Raw genomic sequence first — 18,612 nt, 5'->3', positions numbered from 1 at the left:
TCCAATTCGAACGATCGCCGCATGTCCGAGGGGAGGACGAGCGTCATCGGTGGCTGTCTCGTCGCCATCGGTCCAATCTCCTTGGCACTCTACACCCCCGCCATGCCGACCCTCGTTGCCTCTTTCGCGACGTCGGAATCCCTGGTGAAGCTGTCGCTCGCCGTCTATTTCGCGGGTTTCGCCTTCACCCAGCTCGTCTGCGGTCCGCTTTCCGACGCCTTCGGCCGGAAGATCACCACGATCGCCTTTATGGTGATCTATCTTGCCGGCGCCATGCTGGCGGTGCTCGCCCCGACCATCGAGATCCTCATCGCCGCCCGGCTGTTGCAGGGAATCGGCGCCTCGGTCGGCGTCGCGACGGCGCGGGCGATCGTCCGCGACCAGTTCACCGGCGAGACCTCGTCGCGGATCATGAACACGATCGGCATCATCCTCGCCATCGGCCCGGCAGTTTCGCCGACCATCGGCGGCCTGATGCTCGATGTCGCCGGCTGGCACTCGCTGTTCTTCCTGATGGCGGGCTTCGGCCTTGCGGTGATCGGCGTGACCGTCGGCTTCATGCGCGAGACGATCGTCCCTGACCCGACGCGCATCCAGCCGAAGGTGATTCTCGCGGCCTATCGGGAACTTGCGACCAACCTGCACTTCCTGTCGACCAGCCTGACCGTCGCCGGGTCCGTCGGCGCGCTCTACACCCTCGCGACGGTGCTGCCCTTCGTTCTCATCGACGTCGCCCATCTGACGCCGACCCAGTACGGCATCGGCATGCTGGCCCAGTCCGGTAGTTTCTTTTCCGGCTCCGTCGCCGCCCGGTTCCTGATGGTGCGATTCGGCGCCTACCGGCTGGTTCCGATGGGCCTCGTCCTGATCGGCATCGGCGCGGTGGCGATGGTGTTCTCGATCTGGCTGTTGCCGATCAGCTATGTCTCGGTCATGGCGCCGGTCGCCTTCTATGCCTTCGGCATCGCCCTCGTCATGCCGGCAATGACCACCGCCTCGCTCGCGCCGTTCCCGCATATGGCGGGCGCGGCGGCGGCGATGATGGGCTTCATCCAGATGGGGTCGGGCCTCCTCGGCGGCGCCATCTGTGCGCTGATCGGCGAGCCGGTCCTTGCGACCCAGATCGTCATTCCCGGCCTCGGGCTGGTGGCGATCTCGTCCTATCTTGTCTATCGCAGTCACCCCCATCTCGCCGAGCCGGAGCCGCTGCCGGAAATCGCGGCGGCGCCGATGGTGCGCGAGGGCCTCGGCCGGGGGACCAAGGACGACCAGCCGCTGTGAGGCCGCGCTCGCGCTCGAGGGCATGAGCCGATAAGGTCGCGCCATCGCCAACCGGACCCACCCCGAGGAGGCTGCGATGACAGCTGCGACGAAACCCTTGCGAATCGCCGTGCTGTTCGGCGGCCGCTCGGCGGAACACGAGGTGTCGATCCGCTCGGCCGCCAATGTCATGGCGGCGCTCGACCCTCGGACATACGATCCGGTGCCGGTCTTCGTCACCCGTGACGGTCGCTGGCTTCTCAGCTGCTATCAGGACGGCCGGCTCGAAACGCCGGACACCGGCACGACGCTCTGCCTCGTTCCCGGCGGGCGGGGCGCAGCGCTGGGCATGACCGCCGATGGCAGCGCCGCGCCGCTGCCGCCGATCGATATCGTCTTCCCGGTGCTTCACGGCCTGCCGGGCGAGGACGGCGCGGCGCAGGGCCTGTGCGAGGTGGCGATGGTGCCGCTCGCCGGTTGCGGCATCCTCGGCTCGGCGACGGCACTCGACAAGGACATCGCCAAGCGCCTGCTGCGCGATGCCGGCCTTCCGGTTGCCGGCTCGCTCACGCTCCGGCGCGATGCCGCGCCGGCCTTCGACGATCTCGCCGAGCATCTTGGCCTGCCGTTCTTCGTCAAGCCGGCCCGGCAGGGCTCTTCGGTCGGGGTCAGCAAGGTCAACGCGCTCGCCGACTTCGCCGCGGCGATCGAGGAAGGCTTCCGCCATGACGGCAAGCTCCTTGCGGAAGTCTTCGTCAAAGGGCGCGAGATCGAGTTCGCTGTGCTGGAAGCGCCGGACGGCAGCCTGTTCGTCTCGCGGCCGGGCGAGATCGTCCCCGCCGAGAGCCACGGCTTCTACAGCTACGACGCCAAGTATGTCGACGAAAGCGGGGCGGCGCTGGTCGTGCCGGCGGAGCTGCCGGTCGAGGTCGAGGCGACGATGAAGGAGCTCGCCGCGAGAGCCTTCTTCACCCTCGGCTGCGATGCGATGGCGCGGGTCGACTTCTTTCTCACCGCCGAGCTGCAGCCCTTCGTCAACGAACTCAACACGATTCCCGGCTTCACCGACATCAGCATGTACGCCAAGGTGATGGAGGCGAGCGGCATTCCCTATGCGCAGGTGATCGACCGGCTGGTCGATCACGGGCTGAAGCGCGCCGCGGCCGAGTTCGGGGCGCCGCCGCAGTCGTAACCGCGCTCGCCCGCGCGAGCCGCGGCAGGGTACGCTTCCTGCCGGGAGAACTTCCGGCAGTGCTGGCGCCCAGCTCTCAATCCGGTGACAGCCGCGCCAGGCTCAGAAGCTCGAACAGCATCTGCGCCCCGGCATGGGCGGTATTGGTCGTCGCGTCATATTGCGGCGCGACCTCGACGACGTCGCCACCGACCATCGTAATCCCCGCCAGCCCGCGCAGCAGCGCCTGCGCCTCGCGGGTGCTGAGGCCGCCGATCTCCGGCGTGCCCGTGCCGGGCGCGAAGGCAGGGTCGAGGCTGTCGATGTCAAAGGAGACATAGGTCGGTCCGTCGCCGACGATCTCCCTGGCCTTCCGGACGATTGCCGGGATCCCGAGGTCGGCGATCTCCTCGGCGTGGATCACCGTCATGCCGCTCTCATAGGAGAATTCCCAGAGATATTCCGACGAGCCGCGAATACCGATCTGGATGGTGCGTTCGGGGTCGAGCACGCCGTCGAGAACCGCCTGGCGGAACGGCCCGCCGTGATGAAACTTGCAGCCGTCGAAAGGCCCCGACGTGTCGCAATGGGCGTCGACATGGATCATGCCGACCGGCCGTCCGGCGCCGAGGGCCCTCAGGATCGGCAGCGAGATCGAATGGTCGCCGCCGACGAAGAGCGGCATGACGCCGGCCGCGGCGATGGCCGCAGCCGTGCGTTCGATGTCCTCATGCGAGGTGGCAAGGTCGAAGCGCGAGCGAAACGGCACGTCGCCGATGTCTGCGACGGCGATCTCGTGGGTCGGCATGGTCTTGAGGACGTGATTGTAAGGCCCGACCCGTTCGATCGAACGGAGCGCCCGCGGCCCGAAGCGCGAGCCGTTGCGATTGGTGACGCCGAGATCCATCGGCACGCCGATCATCGCCACCTTGAGCGCGCCGAAGTCCGGCGCGTTCCAGTCGATGGCGCGATAGGGCACGTCGAGCAGCGTCGGCAGCCCGGCATAGGGCGCGACGCGGGTGCCTTTCGGATCGAACAGCCGGTCGGCGACGGCGGCAAAGCCGGGATCGTAGATCTTGCGCTCGTTGTCGCCGGCAAAGCGCTGGCGAAGGGCGGCGAGTTTTTGGTCGTCCATTGTCTGAAGAACCCGTCGGAAGAGTTTGGTTCAAAACGCGATCATGGCTCGCGCAGCGACAGGCGCCGGGCGATCTCGCGGATCTCCGCCTCGCCGACATTGGCAAAGGCGACGCGCAGGTGCTGCTCCTGGTCCGGCCCGAAGAAGGAGCCCGGCAGCGCCAGGATACCGCTGTCGCGGGCGAGTCCTTCGGCGACGAGGGCGGCCGGCCTCGTCGGGTCGGGATGTCGCAGATAGGCGAAATAAGCCCCGATCTGCTCCAGCGTCCAGCCGGGAACGCCGGCGATCGCCTCGCGGAACAGGCGGGCGCGCGAGGCGATCGCTGCGGCATTGGCGCTTCGCCACGCGGCGAGCGCCTCGATCGCCCAGGGCATCGCCGCCTGAATTGGCCGCGGCGCGCAGATCTGCATGCAGTCCATCACCTTCTCGACTTCGGCGATCATCGCTGCCCCGGCGATCATTGCGCCGAGCCGGTGGCCGGGGACGGCATAGGCCTTCGAGAACGAGTAGAGGCTGACGAGGTTGGTTTCGGCGCGGGGGTCGGCAAACAGCTGATGCGGCGCGCCGGCTTCGGGCGGCAGATAGTCGCGGTAGGTCTCGTCGAGGATGAAATGGAGGCCGCGCCTGACGCAGATCGAGAAGAGGGCCTTCAGGAGTTCGGGCGGATAGACGGCGCCGGTCGGATTGTTCGGGCTGACGACCACCAGCGCCCGCGTGCGGCTGTCGATCACCGCTTCGAATTCGTCCGGATCGGGCAGGAAGCCGGTTTCGGCCCGGGTCGGCAAGACGCGCTTTTCGATGCCGAGCATGTCGAGGGTCATCTGGTGATTGAAGTACCAGGGCGTCGGGAGGACGACGGCGTCGCCGGCGCCCGCGACCGCGATCATCGCCGCGAAGAAGGCCTGGTTGCACCCGGCGGTGATGGCGATCCGCCCCGGCTCGACGCTTGCGCCGTAGTGGCCCGAGACATGCCCGGCATAGGCCGAACGAAGGGCGGCGTCGCCGAGCACCGGGCCGTAGCGTGCCGCTGCGTCGCTTCCCGCGGCCTCGCTGAGTTTGGCTGCGAAGTCGGCGGGCGGCGGGTGGTTCGGAACCGCCTGGCTGCAGTCGATGGGTGGCCCGTGCCGCCCGTCATAGGCGGCGATCCAGCGGGCGGCAGCGGGAATCGGCGGATTGGCGACCGAGATCAGGCGCGGGTTCGGCCGGGGCGGCGTCATCGATTGTCTGCCTCGCTTCAAAAAAGGTAGCCGTATTGGGTGACTTGCGCGGCGCTGAGCCTCAGGCCGCCGGCAGACGCTCGCCGCTGCGGGTGTTGCGGCGCCGGCCTTCGAGAACGCCAAGAACCGCCAGCGCCGCCTGCAGCACGTTGGTGCCCGGACCGAAGATCTCGGCGACGCCCGCGTCGTAGAGCGCCGGATAGTCTTCCGAGGGGATGACGCCGCCGCAGATGACATGGATGTTCGGACGGTCCTTCGCCCGCAGGACGTCGATCAGCTCCGGGACGAGGGTCAGATGGCCGGCGGTGTGGGTCGAGACGCCGACGAGGTCGACGTCCTTCTCGATCGCCAGCTTCGCCACCTCTTCCGGCGTCTCGAAGAGCGGCCCGAGATGGACGTCGAAGCCGAGGTCGGAGAATGCCGTGGCGATCACCTTGGAGCCGCGGTCGTGGCCGTCCTGGCCGAGCTTGGCGACGAGGATCGCCGGGCTCTTCCCCTTGTCCTTCGCATAGTCTGCGATGCGCTGGCGGATCGTCTGAAATTCCGGGTCGTTCTCATGGGCCGAGGCGAAGACGCCGGAGATCAGCGAGGTCGAAGGCTCGTGCCTGCCGCCGAAGCCTTCCTCCATCGCCGTCGAGATCTCGCCGAGGGTGGCCCTGGCACGGGCGGCTTCGACGGCTGCTTGAAGCAGATTGCCGTCGGCTCCGGCGGCGCAACGGCGAAGATCGGCCAGCGCTTGCTCGCAGGCTTCCCTGCTGCGGGTCCGGCGCACCTCCTCGAGCCGGGCGATCTGCGACTTGCGGACGGCAGCCGTATCGATCCTCAGGATCTCGATCGGCGCTTCCTCCTCCAGCCGGAAGCGGTTGACGCCGACGACGACGTCCTCGCCCTTGTCGATTCGCGCCTGGCGCAGTGCCGCGGCCTCCTCGATCCGCCGCTTCGGCAGGCCGTCGGCGACAGCCTTGGTCATGCCGCCGGCGGCCTCGACTTCCTCGATCAGTTCCCACGCCTTGTCGCAGAGCTCCTTGGTCAGGGCTTCGACATAATAGGAGCCGCCGAGCGGATCGACGACCTTGGTGACGCCAGTCTCGTGGGAGAGGATCAGCTGGGTGTTGCGGGCGATCCGCGCCGACATGTCGGTCGGCAGCGCGATCGCCTCGTCGAAGGAGTTGGTGTGCAGCGACTGGGTGCCGCCGAGGACCGCCGACATCGCCTCATAGGCGGTGCGCACGATGTTGTTCATCGGGTCCTGCTCGGTGAGCGAGACGCCCGAGGTCTGGCAGTGGGTGCGCAGCATCTTCGAGCGGTCGTCGGTGGCGCCGAAATCCTCCATGATCTTCGCCCACATCTGCCGCGCGGCCCGGAGCTTGGCGGCCTCCATGAAGAAGTTCATGCCGATGCAGAAGAAGAAGGACAGCCGGCCGGCGAATCTGTCGACGGACAGGCCGCGCGCCATCGCCGCGCGGACATATTCCATGCCGTCGGCGAGGGTGTAGGCGAGCTCCTGGGCGAGCGTCGCCCCGGCTTCCTGCATGTGGTAGCCGGAGATCGAAATGGAATTGAACCGCGGCATCTCGCTGGCGGTGTAGCCGATGATGTCGGCGACGATCCGCATCGAGGGCTCGGGCGGATAGATATAGGTGTTGCGGACCATGAACTCCTTCAGAATGTCGTTCTGAACGGTTCCGGTCAGCTTCGCCTTGTCGACGCCCTGTTCCTCGGCCGCGACGATGAACATCGCCAGCACGGGGATGATCGCGCCGTTCATCGTCATCGAGACGCTCATCTCGTCGAGCGGGATGCCGTCGAAGAGGATCTTCATGTCCTCGACGCTGTCGATGGCGACGCCCGCCTTGCCGACGTCGCCGGCGACCCGTGGATGGTCGGAGTCATAGCCGCGGTGGGTGGCGAGGTCGAAGGCGACGGAGAGGCCCTTCTGCCCGGCCGCAAGGTTGCGCCGGTAGAAGGCGTTGGACTCTTCCGCCGTGGAGAAGCCCGCATACTGGCGGATGGTCCAGGGCTGGCCGGCATACATCGTCGCCCGCGGCCCGCGGGTAAACGGCGCAATGCCGGGCAGGGCCGTTGCCGCCTCCTCAGGCAGGTCGCCCGCCGTATAGAGCGGCTTGATGGCGATGCCCTCGGCCGTCCGCCAGGTGAGCTCTTCGACCGGGCGGCCCTTCAACTCCTTGCTCGCCAGATCGAGCCAGTCGCGGGGTGTCTCGCTCATGCCTCGAACTCCATGATCACGGCGTCGACGGCGAGGCTGTCGCCGGCCTTCACCGGAATGGCTTTCACCACGGCCTTGTGCTCGGCCTTGAGGACGTTCTCCATCTTCATCGCCTCGATCACCGCTAGGGTCTGGCCAGCCTCCACACTATCGCCTTCCGCGACCGCGAGCGAGACGACGACGCCAGGCATCGGGCAGAGGAGGAGGTTCGAGGTATCCGGCGCTTCCTTCACCGGCATCAGCGCGGCGAGCGCCGCCAGATGCGGCGGATAGACCCTGGCGTCGATCTCGATGCCGGCGAGCCGCAGCCGGAAGCCGTTGACGATCGGATCGACCCGCAGGGCGAGGCGCTCCTCACCGAAGACGACGTCGGCCAGCAGGTCGCCGCGTCGCCAGCCGGTCGAGACATGGCCGAGGCTGGTGCCGTCGACGGTGATTCCGTCCTTGCCGAGTTCCACCGTGAAACTGTCCTCGCCGATGACGACGATGCGCCGGCCGGTGTCACGGCTGAGGGAAAGGCTCTCGCCGAGGGTCGGCGCGGCACCCGACAGCCGCCTTGCCGACGCGCGGTCGAACAGCGTCGCCGCGGCTGCGAGCTTCGGCTGCAACGCCGCGTCGGCATGGGCGCCGGCAAAGCCTTCCGGATATTCCTCGGCGATGAAGCCGGTGGAGATGTCGCCCGAGCGCCAGCGCGGATGGTGCATGATCGCCGCGACGAAGGGCACGTTGTGGCCGATGCCGTCGAGGACGAAGCGGTCGAGCGCCTCAGCCATGGCATCCGTCGCCGCTTCTCGCGTCTCGCCCCATGTGCAGAGCTTGGCGATCATCGGATCGTAGAACATCGAGATTTCCGAGCCTTCCAAAACGCCGGTGTCGTTGCGGATGATTGGCGCCCCGGACGCGATGTCGCGGCCTGCCGGCCCGGTACCCGATGCCGGCGATCCGTCGAGCGGGCCTTCCTCCGGTGTGGCGTAGCGCTTCAGCCGGCCGATCGAGGGCAGGAAGCCGCGATAGGGATCCTCGGCATAGACGCGGCTCTCGATCGCCCAGCCGTCGATGGTCACGTCGTCCTGCGTAAGCGGCAGCTTCTCGCCGTCGGCGACGCGGATCATCTGCTCGACGAGATCGACGCCGGTGATCAGCTCGGTCACCGGGTGCTCGACCTGCAGGCGGGTGTTCATTTCCAGGAAGTAGAAATTCCGGTTCTTGTCGACGATGAACTCGACCGTGCCGGCGCTCTCGTAGTCGACGGCCTTGGCCAGGGCCACAGACTGCTCGCCCATGGCCTTTCGGGTCTCAGCGTCGAGAAAGGCCGAGGGGGCTTCCTCGACGACCTTCTGGTTGCGCCGCTGGATCGAGCATTCGCGCTCGTTCAGATAGACGCAAGTGCCGAAACTGTCCGCCAGCACCTGGATCTCGATGTGGCGCGGCTCCTCGACGAACTTTTCGATGAAGATCCGGTCGTCGCCGAAGGAGCTTTTGGCCTCCGAGCGCGAGCGGTCGAAGCCGTCGCGCGCCTCGGCATCGTTCCAGGCAATGCGCATGCCCTTGCCGCCGCCGCCGGCCGACGCCTTGATCATCACCGGATAGCCGACCTCCGCCGCGATCATGGCGGCATGGGACGCGTCCTCTATCAGCCCCATGAAGCCCGGGACGGTCGAAACGCCGGCTTCGGCCGCGAGCTTCTTCGAGGTGATCTTGTCGCCCATCGCCCGGATCGCCTTCGGCTTCGGGCCGATGAAGACGATGCCGGCATTTTCCAGCATCTCGCAGAAACCGGCGTTTTCGGAGAGGAAGCCGTAGCCGGGATGCACTGCCTCGGCCCCGGTCGACTTGCAGGCCGCAAGGATCTTCTCGCCGAGGAGATAGGACTGGGCGGCCTGGGGCGGGCCGAGATGCACCGCCTCGTCGGCCATGGCGACATGCATCGCGTCCCGGTCGGCATCGGAATAGACCGCCACCGTGGCGATGCCCATCTTCTTGGCGGTCTTGATGACGCGGCAGGCGATCTCGCCACGATTGGCGATGAGGATTTTCTGGAACAAACCCGTTTTCTCTCCCTTGCGGGGGACGGGCCTTGCCCCCCGAATGCGACTTCTAGCGCGTGGTCGTCCGCGCTGTCACCACGCCTGTCTCATGCTTTGCTTCGCACGAGCGACAATCGTCCCGCTGGCTCCCCGTCGGCAGAACGATGCCGTTGGTCGGCCAGCCGATGGTGCCGCGGCGTTGCCCGGAGGCTATGCGTCCATCCGAGGGGCGCCGGCATCTGAAGCATCGTCATTCTCGGGCCCCGTCCCGAGAATGACGACGCTTTCAGGCTTGACGCCTCTTTCCTCAGGATTTCACCATCTCATGGCTGCAAACCGAGGGCTTTGGACGTGCCCCTTGGGCTTGCTCGCTACACGCCGACGCTAGACCACCTGACTCGGGCCGATAGCGTCAGACCTCCAGCACCTCCTGAAACGCCTCCGGATAGCTTTTCCGCGCCACCTCCTCGTCGATCATCAGCATCGCCTCGTAGGAGGCCGGGTCGAAGGGCTTTTCAGCCGGAACGATCTCGCGGTTGAACAGCCACGAAATGCGCCCCGCATCGAGATTGCCGCGCTCGAAGGGCTCCGGGCCGAACATGTGCCAGAGCGCATGCAGGAAGGCGGCGTCGGCAAGCTTTTCCGTCGGCGTACGGTCGTTGTAGCGCTTGCGCTCGATGATCTTCGTCGCGCCCTTCGGGTTGGCCCGGCGCACGGTGAACTGGAAACCGGTGCCGGGCAGCCCGGACGGGATGCCGCGATGCTTGGTCATGTCGGGGAGCTTTGCCACTATTCCGCAGCCTCGGCGGGAGGCACGGCGCCGGGCGCTGCGCCGCCGACAATCAACGCCTTGGCGCTGATATATTCGTCGATGGCTTCCCATCCGACGGCATCGCCGAAAGGCAGGATCTGCCAATCTTGTCGCTGCTTGTCGCTCGCGGCGGCAAGCCGTGGATACCACCAGAGGGGGGCCTCGATGCGCCGTCCGTCGGCCATCACGAAAATGACTCGGTCGGCCGTCACGGACACGTCGGAGACGGTGAGCTGACGATCGTCAATTTCCAAAATGGTCATCCCAGGCCTCCAGAAACCGGTCTTGGTTATCCGCGACGATTTTCATGATCGCATTGATCTCGTGACCGGCGAAACCGGCATTGCGGGCCAGACGCAGATCCCGCAGCCAAACTTTCATTTGCTTTGCGTCCTTGAGAACGTGGATATGCGGCGGTTCGCCGATCTCCTTCGAATAGAACAGGAACCGATGGCCTCGCCATTGCAGAACCGTCGGCACCTCGTGGCCTCCGTCGTCGAACTTTCGTCGCGTATCCACGAAATGATAGCATCGCCACCGCCATTCTGCACCGCAGGCACGCGAACGAGAGTGCCGACACGCTTCGCCATCAGGCCAGCCGCCTGCGCCGCGTGACGACATAGGCGACGATGCCAGCGTGGATGGCGATCGCTACCGCCAGGCCGGCGAGGTGGTGGCCAGCACCGACGCCAGGGACCGCGCCGACAATCAGAGCTCCCGCAATGCCGACCGGCAGGAACAGGACGATGGCCGTCGCGAGGCCGGGATTGTAGGCCCGCAGCCGGATCGCCTGGCCGATGTGAGCGAGCGCATTCACGAGGGTGAGGTAGACGCCGATCAGGCCCCAGCCGATGCCGACGCCGAAGGCGAGCCAGATGGAGACGAGGTTGACGCCCCAGACGCCGGGGACGTTGATGGCGAAGACCGCGGCATCGTCGAGGACGGTCCTGCCCTTGCCGATCATGGCGTTGATGGCCGCAGCGAAGCGGCCATCGTCATGTTCCTCGAACTGGTGGACCATGTAGACGGGCAGCTGCAGGAAGACGAGCGTCAGCGCCGCCGTCCATTCCGACGCGATGATCGGCGTCAGAGCGAGGATCAGGAGCCCTGCCAGGAAGCCGCCATAGACCCAGTGCGCCACCAGACGCGCGAACATCAGCCAGCGCCGCCGATCTTGTCCTGGGTCTGCGTCTCGAAGTCGCTCGCGTCGTGGCGCTCGTGCAGTTGGGTCGACGGATCACCGGTGACCGAATTGACCATCTTGCCGCGCCGGGCGCCCGGGCGCTCGCCGATCTGCCTGCGCCAGCGCTGGAGGTTCTCGTATCCGTCGACGGCGAGGAAGGTCCCGGCGTCCTCATAGGCGTCATGGGCGGCTATGCGCCCGTACCAGGGCCAGATCGCCATGTCGGCGATCGTATACTCGGTGCCGGCGACGTACTCGTTGTCCTTCAGCTGCCTGTCGAGGACGTCGAGCTGGCGCTTCACCTCCATGGCGTAGCGGTCGATGGCATATTGTATCTTCATCGGCGCATAGGCGTAGAAATGCCCGAAGCCACCGCCGAGGAAGGGCGCCGAGCCCATCTGCCAGAACAGCCAGTTCATCGCCTCGGCACGCCCGCGGGCATCTTTCGGCAGGAAGGCGCCGAACTTGTCGGCGAGATAGGTGAGGATCGAGCCGGATTCGAACAGTCTGAGCGGTGCGCCGCCATCCTTCGGCTTGTGGTCCATCATCGCCGGGATCTTCGAGTTCGGATTGACCGACACGAAGCCCGAGCCGAACTGATCGCCTTTGTTGATGCGGATCAGCCAGGCATCGTACTCGGCTTCCGAATGGCCGGCGGCGAGCAGCTCCTCCAGCATGATCGTCACCTTGACGCCGTTCGGCGTGCCCAGCGAATAGAGCTGCAGCGGATGCGTGCCGACCGGCAGCTCCTTGTCGAACTGCGCCCCGGCGGTCGGCTTGTTGATCGAGGCGAAAGCGCCGCCGGACTGCGTGTCCGGGCTCCAGACCTTCGGCGGCACGTAGCCGGCCGGCAGGTTGCTTTCGGGCGGAAACTTGTTGTCGTCGGACATGGGAACTCGGCTTTCTCGTTGCGGAGAATCGGACGCGGCGTCTGGCGCCGGTGAAGGGAAGATATCGAGCCGCCGGACATTGGCGAGCCGTGACGCTGCGTTCGCTGATCCGCGCAGCGGCGGCAGGATCAGAGCGGGATGTTGTCGTGCTTGCGCTTCGGCGCGGCAACGTCCTTGGTCTTCAGCATCTCGAAGGCGCGGATCACCCGCCGCCGCGTCGAATGCGGCATGATCACCTCGTCGACGAAGCCGCGCTGGGCTGCGATGAAGGGGTTGGCGAAGCGGTCCTCGTATTCCCGGGTGTGCTCGGCCAGCTTCTCGGCGTCGCCGGCATCCTTGCGGTGGATGATCTCCGCTGCGCCCTTGGCGCCCATGACCGCGATCTGGGCGCTCGGCCAGGCGTAGTTCACATCGGCGCGGATGTGCTTGGACGCCATCACGTCATAGGCGCCGCCATAGGCCTTGCGGGTGATGACGGTGACCTTCGGCACCGTCGCTTCGGCATAGGCGAAGAGCAGCTTGGCGCCGTGCTTGATGATGCCGCCGAGTTCCTGGGAGACGCCGGGCAGGAAGCCCGGCACGTCGACGAGGGTCAGGATCGGAATGTTGAAGGCGTCGCAGAAGCGCACGAAGCGCGCGGCCTTCCGCGCCGCGTCGATATCGAGGCAGCCGGCGAGCACCATCGGCTGGTTCGCGACAATCCCGACGGTCGAACCGTTGAGCCGGACGAAGGCGGTGACGATGTTCGGAGCGAAGTCCTTCTGGATCTCGTAGACGTCGCCCTCGTCGGCGATCTTCTCGATCAGCTCGCCCATGTCGTAGGGCTTGTTGGCATTATCGGGAACGAGCGTGTCGAGGGATTTTTCCAGCCGGGCCGGGTCGTCATGGGTCTCGTAGACCGGCGGCTTGTCGCGGGAGGACAGCGGCAGGAAAGCGAACAGCCGTCGCATTTCGGCGAGCGCCTCGACATCGTTCTCGAAGGCGCCGTCTGCCACCGAGCTTTTTTTCGAATGGGTGCCCGCGCCGCCGAGTTCTTCCGCCGTCACCACCTCGCCGGTGACGGTCTTCACCACGTCCGGCCCGGTGACGAACATGTAGGACGTGTCGCGGACCATATAGACGAAGTCGGTCATCGCCGGGGAATAGACGGCGCCGCCAGCGCAGGGGCCCATGATGACGGAAATTTGCGGGATGACGCCCGACGCCTGGACATTTCGCCAGAACACTTCGGCATAGCCGCCGAGCGAGGCGACACCCTCCTGGATGCGCGCGCCGCCGGAATCGTTCAGCCCGATCAGCGGCACGCCGTTCTGGACGGCGAGGTCCATGATCTTGCAGATTTTTTCGGCATGGGTCTCAGAGAGCGAGCCACCGAAGACGGTGAAATCCTGGGAGAAGACATAGGTCGGGCGGCCGCTGATGGTGCCCCAGCCGGTGACGACGCCGTCGCCGGGGATTTGCTGGGCCTCCATGCCGAAGTCGGTGGAGCGGTGAGTCTTGAAGGTGTCGTATTCCTCGAAGGAGCCGGGGTCGAGCAGTGCGTCGATGCGCTCTCTGGCCGTGAGTTTGCCCTTGCCGTGCTGGGCGGCGATGCGCTTTTCGCCGCCACCGAGCCGGGCCTCCTGGCGGCGCCCTTCGAGTTGCTGGATGATGTCTAGCATTGGCCCCCCGAATCCTTCCCAATTCCGGCCATCGCCGGTGAGCGTCGCGAGGAGACTCGGATAGGCGAGACCTCGGGTAACATGCAGGCATGGGCTGCGAAGTCCAGCATCGGCGTCGCCGCCAGCGAGTTGGGAGACTGCCGAGATCACGGGTTTTGCCGGCAGCGGCGGCGTTCATTCCCAACGCACCGGCCGCCGCAATGGGGCATCGGCCTGACGTGTCAGCGAGACAGCCTGTCCATCAGCGCCATCGCGCCATGCGGGGCCCGTGGTTTGCCGGAGCGGATGAAATAGGCGAAGACGTCGCGGGGTGTCTTGTCGGGCATCCGGTCCGGATCGGCCTTGCGAAGGTCGGAAGGCTCGCCTCCTTCGGCAAACGTCCGTAGCCGGTTCGCCCAGTCGTCCAGGGCCGCGGGCGGATAGCAGGTCTCGACGGCCTCGTCCCCGCGCTGCAGCCTGAGATAGACGAAATCGGCGGTCACGTCGGCGATCTGCGGATGCTCGCCGCTGTCGGCGCAGACGATCGCGACGCCGGCCTTGCGGCAAAGATCGACGAACTCGGGAGCAACGAAGCTTTCGTGACGCGGCTCGACGACATGGCGCAGCGGCACGCCGCCGACGGATTTCGGCAGGAGGGCGAGAAACCCGTCGAAATCCTCCGGATCGAACTGCTTCGTCGCGGCGAACTGCCAGAGGATCGGGCCGAGATGGTCGCCGAGCTCGGCAATGCCGGATTGGGCGAAGCGCTCGATCGATTCGCCGCCCTCGGCGAGCACCCTGCGGTTCACCGCAAAGCGCGGCGCCTTCAGCGAGAAGACAAAACCCTCCGGCACCTCGCTCGCCCATTTGGCGAAGGTCGCCGGCGTCTGACTGCGATAGAAGGTGCCGTTGACTTCGATCGTCGAAAGCTTCGACCCGGCATATTCCAGCTGCCGCTTCTTCGGCAGGTCAGACGGATAGAAGGACTCGTTCCAGGGATCGAAGGTCCAGCCGCCGATGCCGGTTCGGATTGTGCCGGTCATGATCATCTCTCGATTGTCGGTAATGCCTACTGCAGTTATATTTCACATGCGAAGGAGAACGTCATGGCGGTGGTGAGCGTACAAAAGGCGAAATCCGATCTCGCAAACTTGCTCGAACGGGTCCAGGCCGGCGAGGAGATCGTGATTGCCCGCGGCGATGAACCGGTTGCTCGACTGGTCCGTGTCGAGGCCGATAAACCGAAGGTCCGTGGCTACGGGGCGCTGGCGCATCTTCGTGACAAGATCCCGTCCGATCTTTTTCTCCAGCCGATGTCCGAAGACGAACTCGCCGCATGGGAGGGCAAATATTCGTTCCCAGGCGACAACGGCGAGTGAGTATCCTTCTCGACTCGCACGCGTTTCTCTGGTGGCTCACTGCCGATCCGCGCCTGAGCGTGAATGCCAAGTCCGCGATCGACAACGGCGAAACCGTTCGTCATGTCAGTGCAGTCACGGCTTATGAGATCGCCAATAAGGTCCGGATCGGAAAGCTGGAACTCGCGCGTGAGATCGTCGATACGTTTGACGAGATCATCGCAGCGGGACGTTTCTCTCGCCTCGACATCACGCATGTTCATGCCCTCCTTGCCGGTCAGATGCCTGGCACACACAGAGACCCGTTCGATCGCCTTCTTGCGGCACAGGCGATCACTGGCTCGCTCGCCGTCGTCTCCTGCGACACGGCATTCGATGACTTCGGCGTCGCTCGACTCTGGTAGAGCGTGATCTCCTAGTGTCGTCTCCACGACAATGGGCGAAAAAATCTACTCCGCCGCTTCCTTCTTCACCCGCGGCCGGCGCTCCAGCAGCTCCCGCAGGAACTGCCCCGTGTAAGAACGCTTGGCCTTGACGACGTCCTCGGGCGTGCCGGTGGCGACGATCTCGCCGCCGCCGTCGCCGCCTTCGGGGCCGATGTCGATCAGCCAGTCGGCGGTCTTGATGACTTCGAGATTGTGCTCGATCACCACCACCGTATTGCCGCGGTCGACGAGGTCGTGCAGCACCTCGAGCAGCTTGGCGACGTCGTGGAAATGCAGGCCCGTCGTCGGCTCGTCGAGGATATACAGCGTCTTGCCGGTGGCCTTGCGCGACAGCTCCTTGGCGAGCTTGACGCGCTGCGCCTCGCCGCCGGACAGCGTCGTCGCCTGCTGGCCGATCTTGATGTAGCCGAGGCCGACCTCGTTCAGCGTCACCAGCTTGTCGCGCACCGCCGGCACTGCCGAGAAGAAGCTGACGCCTTCCTCCACCGTCATGTCGAGGACGTCGGCGATCGACTTCTCCTTGAAGGTCACCTCCAGAGTCTCGCGATTGTACCGTTTGCCCTTGCAGACGTCGCAGGTGACGTAGACGTCGGGCAGGAAGTGCATCTCGATCTTGATGACGCCGTCGCCCTGGCAGGCCTCGCAGCGCCCGCCCTTGACGTTGAAGGAGAAGCGGCCCGGCTGATAGCCTCTTGCCTTGGCTTCGGGCAGCGCGGCAAACCAGTCGCGGATCGGTGTGAAGGCGCCGGTATAGGTCGCCGGATTGGACCGCGGGGTGCGGCCGATCGGCGACTGGTCGATGTCGATCACCTTGTCGAGCAGCTCCAGCCCCTCGATGCGGTCGTGCTCGGCCGGAATGTCCCGGCCGTTGGCGATGCGGCGCGAGGCCGCCTTGAACAGCGTCTCGATCAGGAAGGTCGACTTGCCGCCGCCGGAGACGCCGGTGACGCAGGAGAACACGCCGAGCGGCAGCTCGGCTGTGACGTTCTTGAGGTTGTTGCCCCGCGCGCCGACCACCTTCAGCCGCTTGTTCTTCGCCGCCTTGCGTCGCTTTTCCGGAACAGGCACGCCGAGATCGCCGGAGAGATAGCGCCCGGTCAGCGATTTCGGATGCGCCATGATCTCGCCGGGCGTTCCCGAGGCGATCACCTCGCCGCCATGGACGCCGGCGGCCGGGCCGATGTCGACGACGTGGTCGGCGGAGAGGATCGCGTCCTCGTCATGCTCGACGACGATCACCGTGTTGCCGATGTCGCGCAGGTGTTTCAGCGTCTCCAGGAGCCGGGCGTTGTCGCGCTGGTGCAGGCCGATCGATGGCTCGTCGAGCACGTAGAGGACACCGGTCAGGCCGGAGCCGATCTGCGAGGCGAGCCGGATCCGCTGGCTCTCGCCGCCGGACAGGGTTCCGGAGGAGCGGGAGAGGGTCAGGTAGTCGAGACCGACGTCGTTGAGAAACTTCAGCCGCTCGCGGATCTCCTTGAGGATGCGAACGGCAATCTCGTTCTGCTTGTCGCTCATTTCGCCGGGCAGCGTCTCGAACCACTCGGCGGCATGGCGGATCGACAGTTCGGTGACTTCGCCGATATGCCGGCCGGCGATCTTCACCGCCAGCGCCTCCGGCTTCAGCCGGTAGCCGTTGCAGGCCGGGCAGGGCGTCGCCGACATGAAGCGCTCGATCTCCTCGCGCATGAAAGCCGAGTCGGTCTCCTTCCAGCGGCGCGAGAGATTGTTGACGACGCCCTCGAAGGTCTTGGTCGTCGTATAGGAGCGGATGCCGTCACGATAGCGGAACTCGATCTTCTCGCGGCCGGTGCCGTAGAGGATCGCCTCCTTGGCCTTTTCCGAAAGCTCCAACCAGCGGTCCGTCTGCTTGAAGCCATAGGCCCTGCCGAGGCCGTCGAGGGTCTGGCCGTAATAGGGCGAGGTGGATTTCGCCCAGGGCGCAATGGCGCCGGCCTTCAGCGTCAGCGCCTCGTTCGGCACGATCAGCTTGGGGTCCACAGCCTGCTGCGAGCCGAGACCGTCACAGGTCGAGCAGGCGCCGAAGGGATTGTTGAAGGAGAACAGCCGCGGCTCGATCTCGGGGATGGTGAAGCCCGAGACCGGGCAGGCGAACTTTTCCGAAAACAGCAGCCGCTCGTGGGTCTCGTTCTTGTTGCGGTTGGCACCGGCATCGGCGAGGCGGTCCTTCGGCAGCGGCTTGTCGGCGAATTCCGCGACGGCAAGGCCGTCAGCCAGGCCGAGCGCCGTCTCGATCGAATCGGCGAGGCGCGACTTCATGTCCTCGCGCACCACGATGCGGTCGACCACCACGTCGATGTCGTGCTTGTACTTCTTGTCGAGCGCCGGCGCATCGGCGATCTCGTGATACTCGCCGTCGATCTTGACCCGCTGGAAGCCCTTCTTCTGCAGCTCTGCCAGCTCCTTGCGGTACTCGCCCTTGCGGCCGCGGATCATCGGCGCGAGCAGATAAAGCCGCGTGCCTTCCTCGAGGGCCAGAACCCGGTCCACCATCTGGCTGACCGTCTGGCTCTCGATCGGCAGGCCCGTCGCCGGCGAATAGGGAATGCCGACCCGGGCGAAAAGCAGCCGCAGATAGTCGTAGATCTCGGTGACCGTGCCGACGGTCGACCGAGGGTTCTTCGACGTCGTCTTCTGTTCGATCGAGATCGCCGGCGACAGGCCGTCGATCTGATCGACATCCGGCTTCTGCATCATCTCGAGAAACTGCCGGGCATAGGCCGAAAGACTTTCGACGTAGCGGCGCTGCCCCTCCGCATAGATCGTGTCGAAGGCGAGCGACGATTTGCCCGAGCCCGAGAGGCCGGTCATGACGATGAGCTTGTCGCGGGGCAGGTCGAGATCGACGCCCTTCAGATTGTGCTCGCGCGCGCCGCGAATGGAGATCGTCTTCAATTCGGCCATGAAATCCGCCGGTCCGTCTACTGTGTCTGGCTGGGGCAGGGCACTACTTAAGACTCGCTCCGGCGGACTCCAAGCCGCTGCAGCTGCGAAAGGAAATTTGCCGACTCGCCTCTTGCGTGTTCCGCGTTTGTTCTATACGCTCGTCTGACGATTGCGCAAGGGCGTCTTTGCAGGAAGTTTCGAGCGAGCCGTAGGGGGATCCGAGAGTCGTCCGGGGATCCGCGAGCGGCGCGGGGCCGCGGGTGCGAACACTCGGTGGAAGATGGGGACGGGAGCTCCCGTCGGCTTTCGCCCGCCAGGCGGCTCGTCTAGGGTCGAGCCA

General features: G+C 65.8%; 16 protein-coding genes. 4 read left to right on the top strand and 12 right to left on the bottom strand.

Annotation, left to right across the window (positions count from 1 at the left end):
- The first annotated feature begins 21 nt into the window (after positions 1-21).
- Both E3C22_RS04630 and E3C22_RS04625 read left to right on the top strand, forming a co-directional pair.
- On the top strand, positions 22-1,281 hold the full coding sequence (locus tag E3C22_RS04630) for a multidrug effflux MFS transporter (RefSeq protein WP_134760653.1): 1,260 nt from the start codon (positions 22-24) through the stop codon (positions 1,279-1,281).
- 76 nt (positions 1,282-1,357) lie between these two features.
- A complete protein-coding gene (locus E3C22_RS04625) occupies positions 1,358-2,452 on the top strand; it encodes a D-alanine--D-alanine ligase family protein (protein WP_134760651.1) in 1,095 nt (364 codons plus the stop codon).
- A 76-nt stretch (positions 2,453-2,528) separates the two neighbouring features.
- Here the strand turns inward: E3C22_RS04625 and speB are convergent, their stop codons facing one another.
- The 11 genes from speB to E3C22_RS04570 form a co-directional block, all read right to left on the bottom strand.
- Positions 2,529-3,566 (bottom strand): agmatinase, encoded by a 1,038-nt coding sequence (gene speB / locus E3C22_RS04620; RefSeq protein ID WP_134760649.1) that lies wholly within the window; start codon positions 3,564-3,566, stop codon positions 2,529-2,531.
- A gap of 41 nt (positions 3,567-3,607) precedes the next feature.
- Positions 3,608-4,783, bottom strand: coding sequence for an aminotransferase (locus tag E3C22_RS04615; protein WP_134760647.1), 1,176 nt, complete (start codon positions 4,781-4,783; stop codon positions 3,608-3,610).
- Between the two features lie 61 nt (positions 4,784-4,844).
- Positions 4,845-7,010, bottom strand: a complete 2,166-nt coding sequence (gene scpA / locus E3C22_RS04610; protein ID WP_134760645.1) for a methylmalonyl-CoA mutase — start codon at positions 7,008-7,010, stop codon at positions 4,845-4,847.
- Positions 7,007-9,055, bottom strand: coding sequence for an acetyl-CoA carboxylase biotin carboxylase subunit (locus E3C22_RS04605; protein WP_134760643.1), 2,049 nt, complete (start codon positions 9,053-9,055; stop codon positions 7,007-7,009). The genes scpA and E3C22_RS04605 overlap by 4 nt, the downstream gene beginning before the upstream one ends.
- Positions 9,056-9,449: 394 nt before the next feature.
- Positions 9,450-9,827, bottom strand: coding sequence for a hypothetical protein (locus E3C22_RS04600; protein WP_167591631.1), 378 nt, complete (start codon positions 9,825-9,827; stop codon positions 9,450-9,452).
- On the bottom strand, positions 9,827-10,111 hold the full coding sequence (locus tag E3C22_RS04595; protein ID WP_134760639.1) for a DUF2442 domain-containing protein: 285 nt from the start codon (positions 10,109-10,111) through the stop codon (positions 9,827-9,829). The genes E3C22_RS04600 and E3C22_RS04595 overlap by 1 nt, the downstream gene beginning before the upstream one ends.
- A complete protein-coding gene (locus tag E3C22_RS04590) occupies positions 10,092-10,328 on the bottom strand; it encodes a DUF4160 domain-containing protein (RefSeq protein WP_134760637.1) in 237 nt (78 codons plus the stop codon). Before E3C22_RS04590 ends, E3C22_RS04595 begins: the two co-directional genes overlap by 20 nt.
- Positions 10,329-10,437: 109 nt before the next feature.
- Positions 10,438-11,004: an HXXEE domain-containing protein gene (locus tag E3C22_RS04585; protein ID WP_134760635.1), complete on the bottom strand. Its 567-nt coding sequence runs from the start codon at positions 11,002-11,004 to the stop codon at positions 10,438-10,440.
- Complete coding sequence (yghU, locus tag E3C22_RS04580) at positions 11,004-11,921, bottom strand: glutathione-dependent disulfide-bond oxidoreductase (protein WP_134760633.1); 918 nt, start codon at positions 11,919-11,921, stop codon at positions 11,004-11,006. Before yghU ends, E3C22_RS04585 begins: the two co-directional genes overlap by 1 nt.
- Before the next feature lie 128 nt (positions 11,922-12,049).
- Positions 12,050-13,582 carry an acyl-CoA carboxylase subunit beta gene (locus E3C22_RS04575; protein WP_134760631.1) on the bottom strand — a complete coding sequence of 511 codons (1,533 nt, stop codon included), beginning with the start codon at positions 13,580-13,582 and terminating at the stop codon, positions 12,050-12,052.
- 221 nt (positions 13,583-13,803) lie between these two features.
- A complete protein-coding gene (locus tag E3C22_RS04570) occupies positions 13,804-14,610 on the bottom strand; it encodes a DUF72 domain-containing protein (protein WP_134760629.1) in 807 nt (268 codons plus the stop codon).
- Between the two features lie 57 nt (positions 14,611-14,667).
- Between E3C22_RS04570 and E3C22_RS04565 the strand changes: the two genes are divergently transcribed.
- Both E3C22_RS04565 and E3C22_RS04560 read left to right on the top strand, forming a co-directional pair.
- On the top strand, positions 14,668-14,940 hold the full coding sequence (locus E3C22_RS04565) for a type II toxin-antitoxin system Phd/YefM family antitoxin (RefSeq protein WP_134760627.1): 273 nt from the start codon (positions 14,668-14,670) through the stop codon (positions 14,938-14,940).
- Positions 14,937-15,323, top strand: coding sequence for a type II toxin-antitoxin system VapC family toxin (locus tag E3C22_RS04560; protein ID WP_206026898.1), 387 nt, complete (start codon positions 14,937-14,939; stop codon positions 15,321-15,323). Before E3C22_RS04565 ends, E3C22_RS04560 begins: the two co-directional genes overlap by 4 nt.
- Positions 15,324-15,368: 45 nt before the next feature.
- On the opposite strand, the gene uvrA is transcribed toward E3C22_RS04560, so the two are convergent.
- Positions 15,369-18,290, bottom strand: a complete 2,922-nt coding sequence (uvrA, locus tag E3C22_RS04555; protein ID WP_134760625.1) for an excinuclease ABC subunit UvrA — start codon at positions 18,288-18,290, stop codon at positions 15,369-15,371.
- Positions 18,291-18,612: the final 322 nt, after the last annotated feature.

Origin of the sequence: Jiella endophytica, from assembly GCF_004519335.1 — a bacterium.
Classification (GTDB): Bacteria; Pseudomonadota; Alphaproteobacteria; order Rhizobiales; family Rhizobiaceae; genus Jiella; species Jiella endophytica.
This window is presented reverse-complemented; position numbering and strand designations above follow the sequence as displayed.

What these genes read in the sequence shown, in the direction of transcription:
- E3C22_RS04575 (WP_134760631.1), bottom strand. Translation starts at nt 13,582, where the DNA reads ATGCTAGACATCATCCAGCAACTCGAAGGGCGCCGCCAGGAGGCCCGG.
- speB (WP_134760649.1), bottom strand. Translation starts at nt 3,566, where the DNA reads ATGGACGACCAAAAACTCGCCGCCCTTCGCCAGCGCTTTGCCGGCGAC.
- E3C22_RS04615 (WP_134760647.1), bottom strand. Translation starts at nt 4,783, where the DNA reads ATGACGCCGCCCCGGCCGAACCCGCGCCTGATCTCGGTCGCCAATCCG.
- E3C22_RS04625 (WP_134760651.1), top strand. Translation starts at nt 1,358, where the DNA reads ATGACAGCTGCGACGAAACCCTTGCGAATCGCCGTGCTGTTCGGCGGC.
- scpA (WP_134760645.1), bottom strand. Translation starts at nt 7,010, where the DNA reads ATGAGCGAGACACCCCGCGACTGGCTCGATCTGGCGAGCAAGGAGTTG.
- E3C22_RS04585 (WP_134760635.1), bottom strand. Translation starts at nt 11,004, where the DNA reads ATGTTCGCGCGTCTGGTGGCGCACTGGGTCTATGGCGGCTTCCTGGCA.
- E3C22_RS04595 (WP_134760639.1), bottom strand. Translation starts at nt 10,111, where the DNA reads ATGACCATTTTGGAAATTGACGATCGTCAGCTCACCGTCTCCGACGTG.
- E3C22_RS04570 (WP_134760629.1), bottom strand. Translation starts at nt 14,610, where the DNA reads ATGATCATGACCGGCACAATCCGAACCGGCATCGGCGGCTGGACCTTC.
- yghU (WP_134760633.1), bottom strand. Translation starts at nt 11,921, where the DNA reads ATGTCCGACGACAACAAGTTTCCGCCCGAAAGCAACCTGCCGGCCGGC.
- E3C22_RS04565 (WP_134760627.1), top strand. Translation starts at nt 14,668, where the DNA reads ATGGCGGTGGTGAGCGTACAAAAGGCGAAATCCGATCTCGCAAACTTG.
- uvrA (WP_134760625.1), bottom strand. Translation starts at nt 18,290, where the DNA reads ATGGCCGAATTGAAGACGATCTCCATTCGCGGCGCGCGCGAGCACAAT.
- E3C22_RS04630 (WP_134760653.1), top strand. Translation starts at nt 22, where the DNA reads ATGTCCGAGGGGAGGACGAGCGTCATCGGTGGCTGTCTCGTCGCCATC.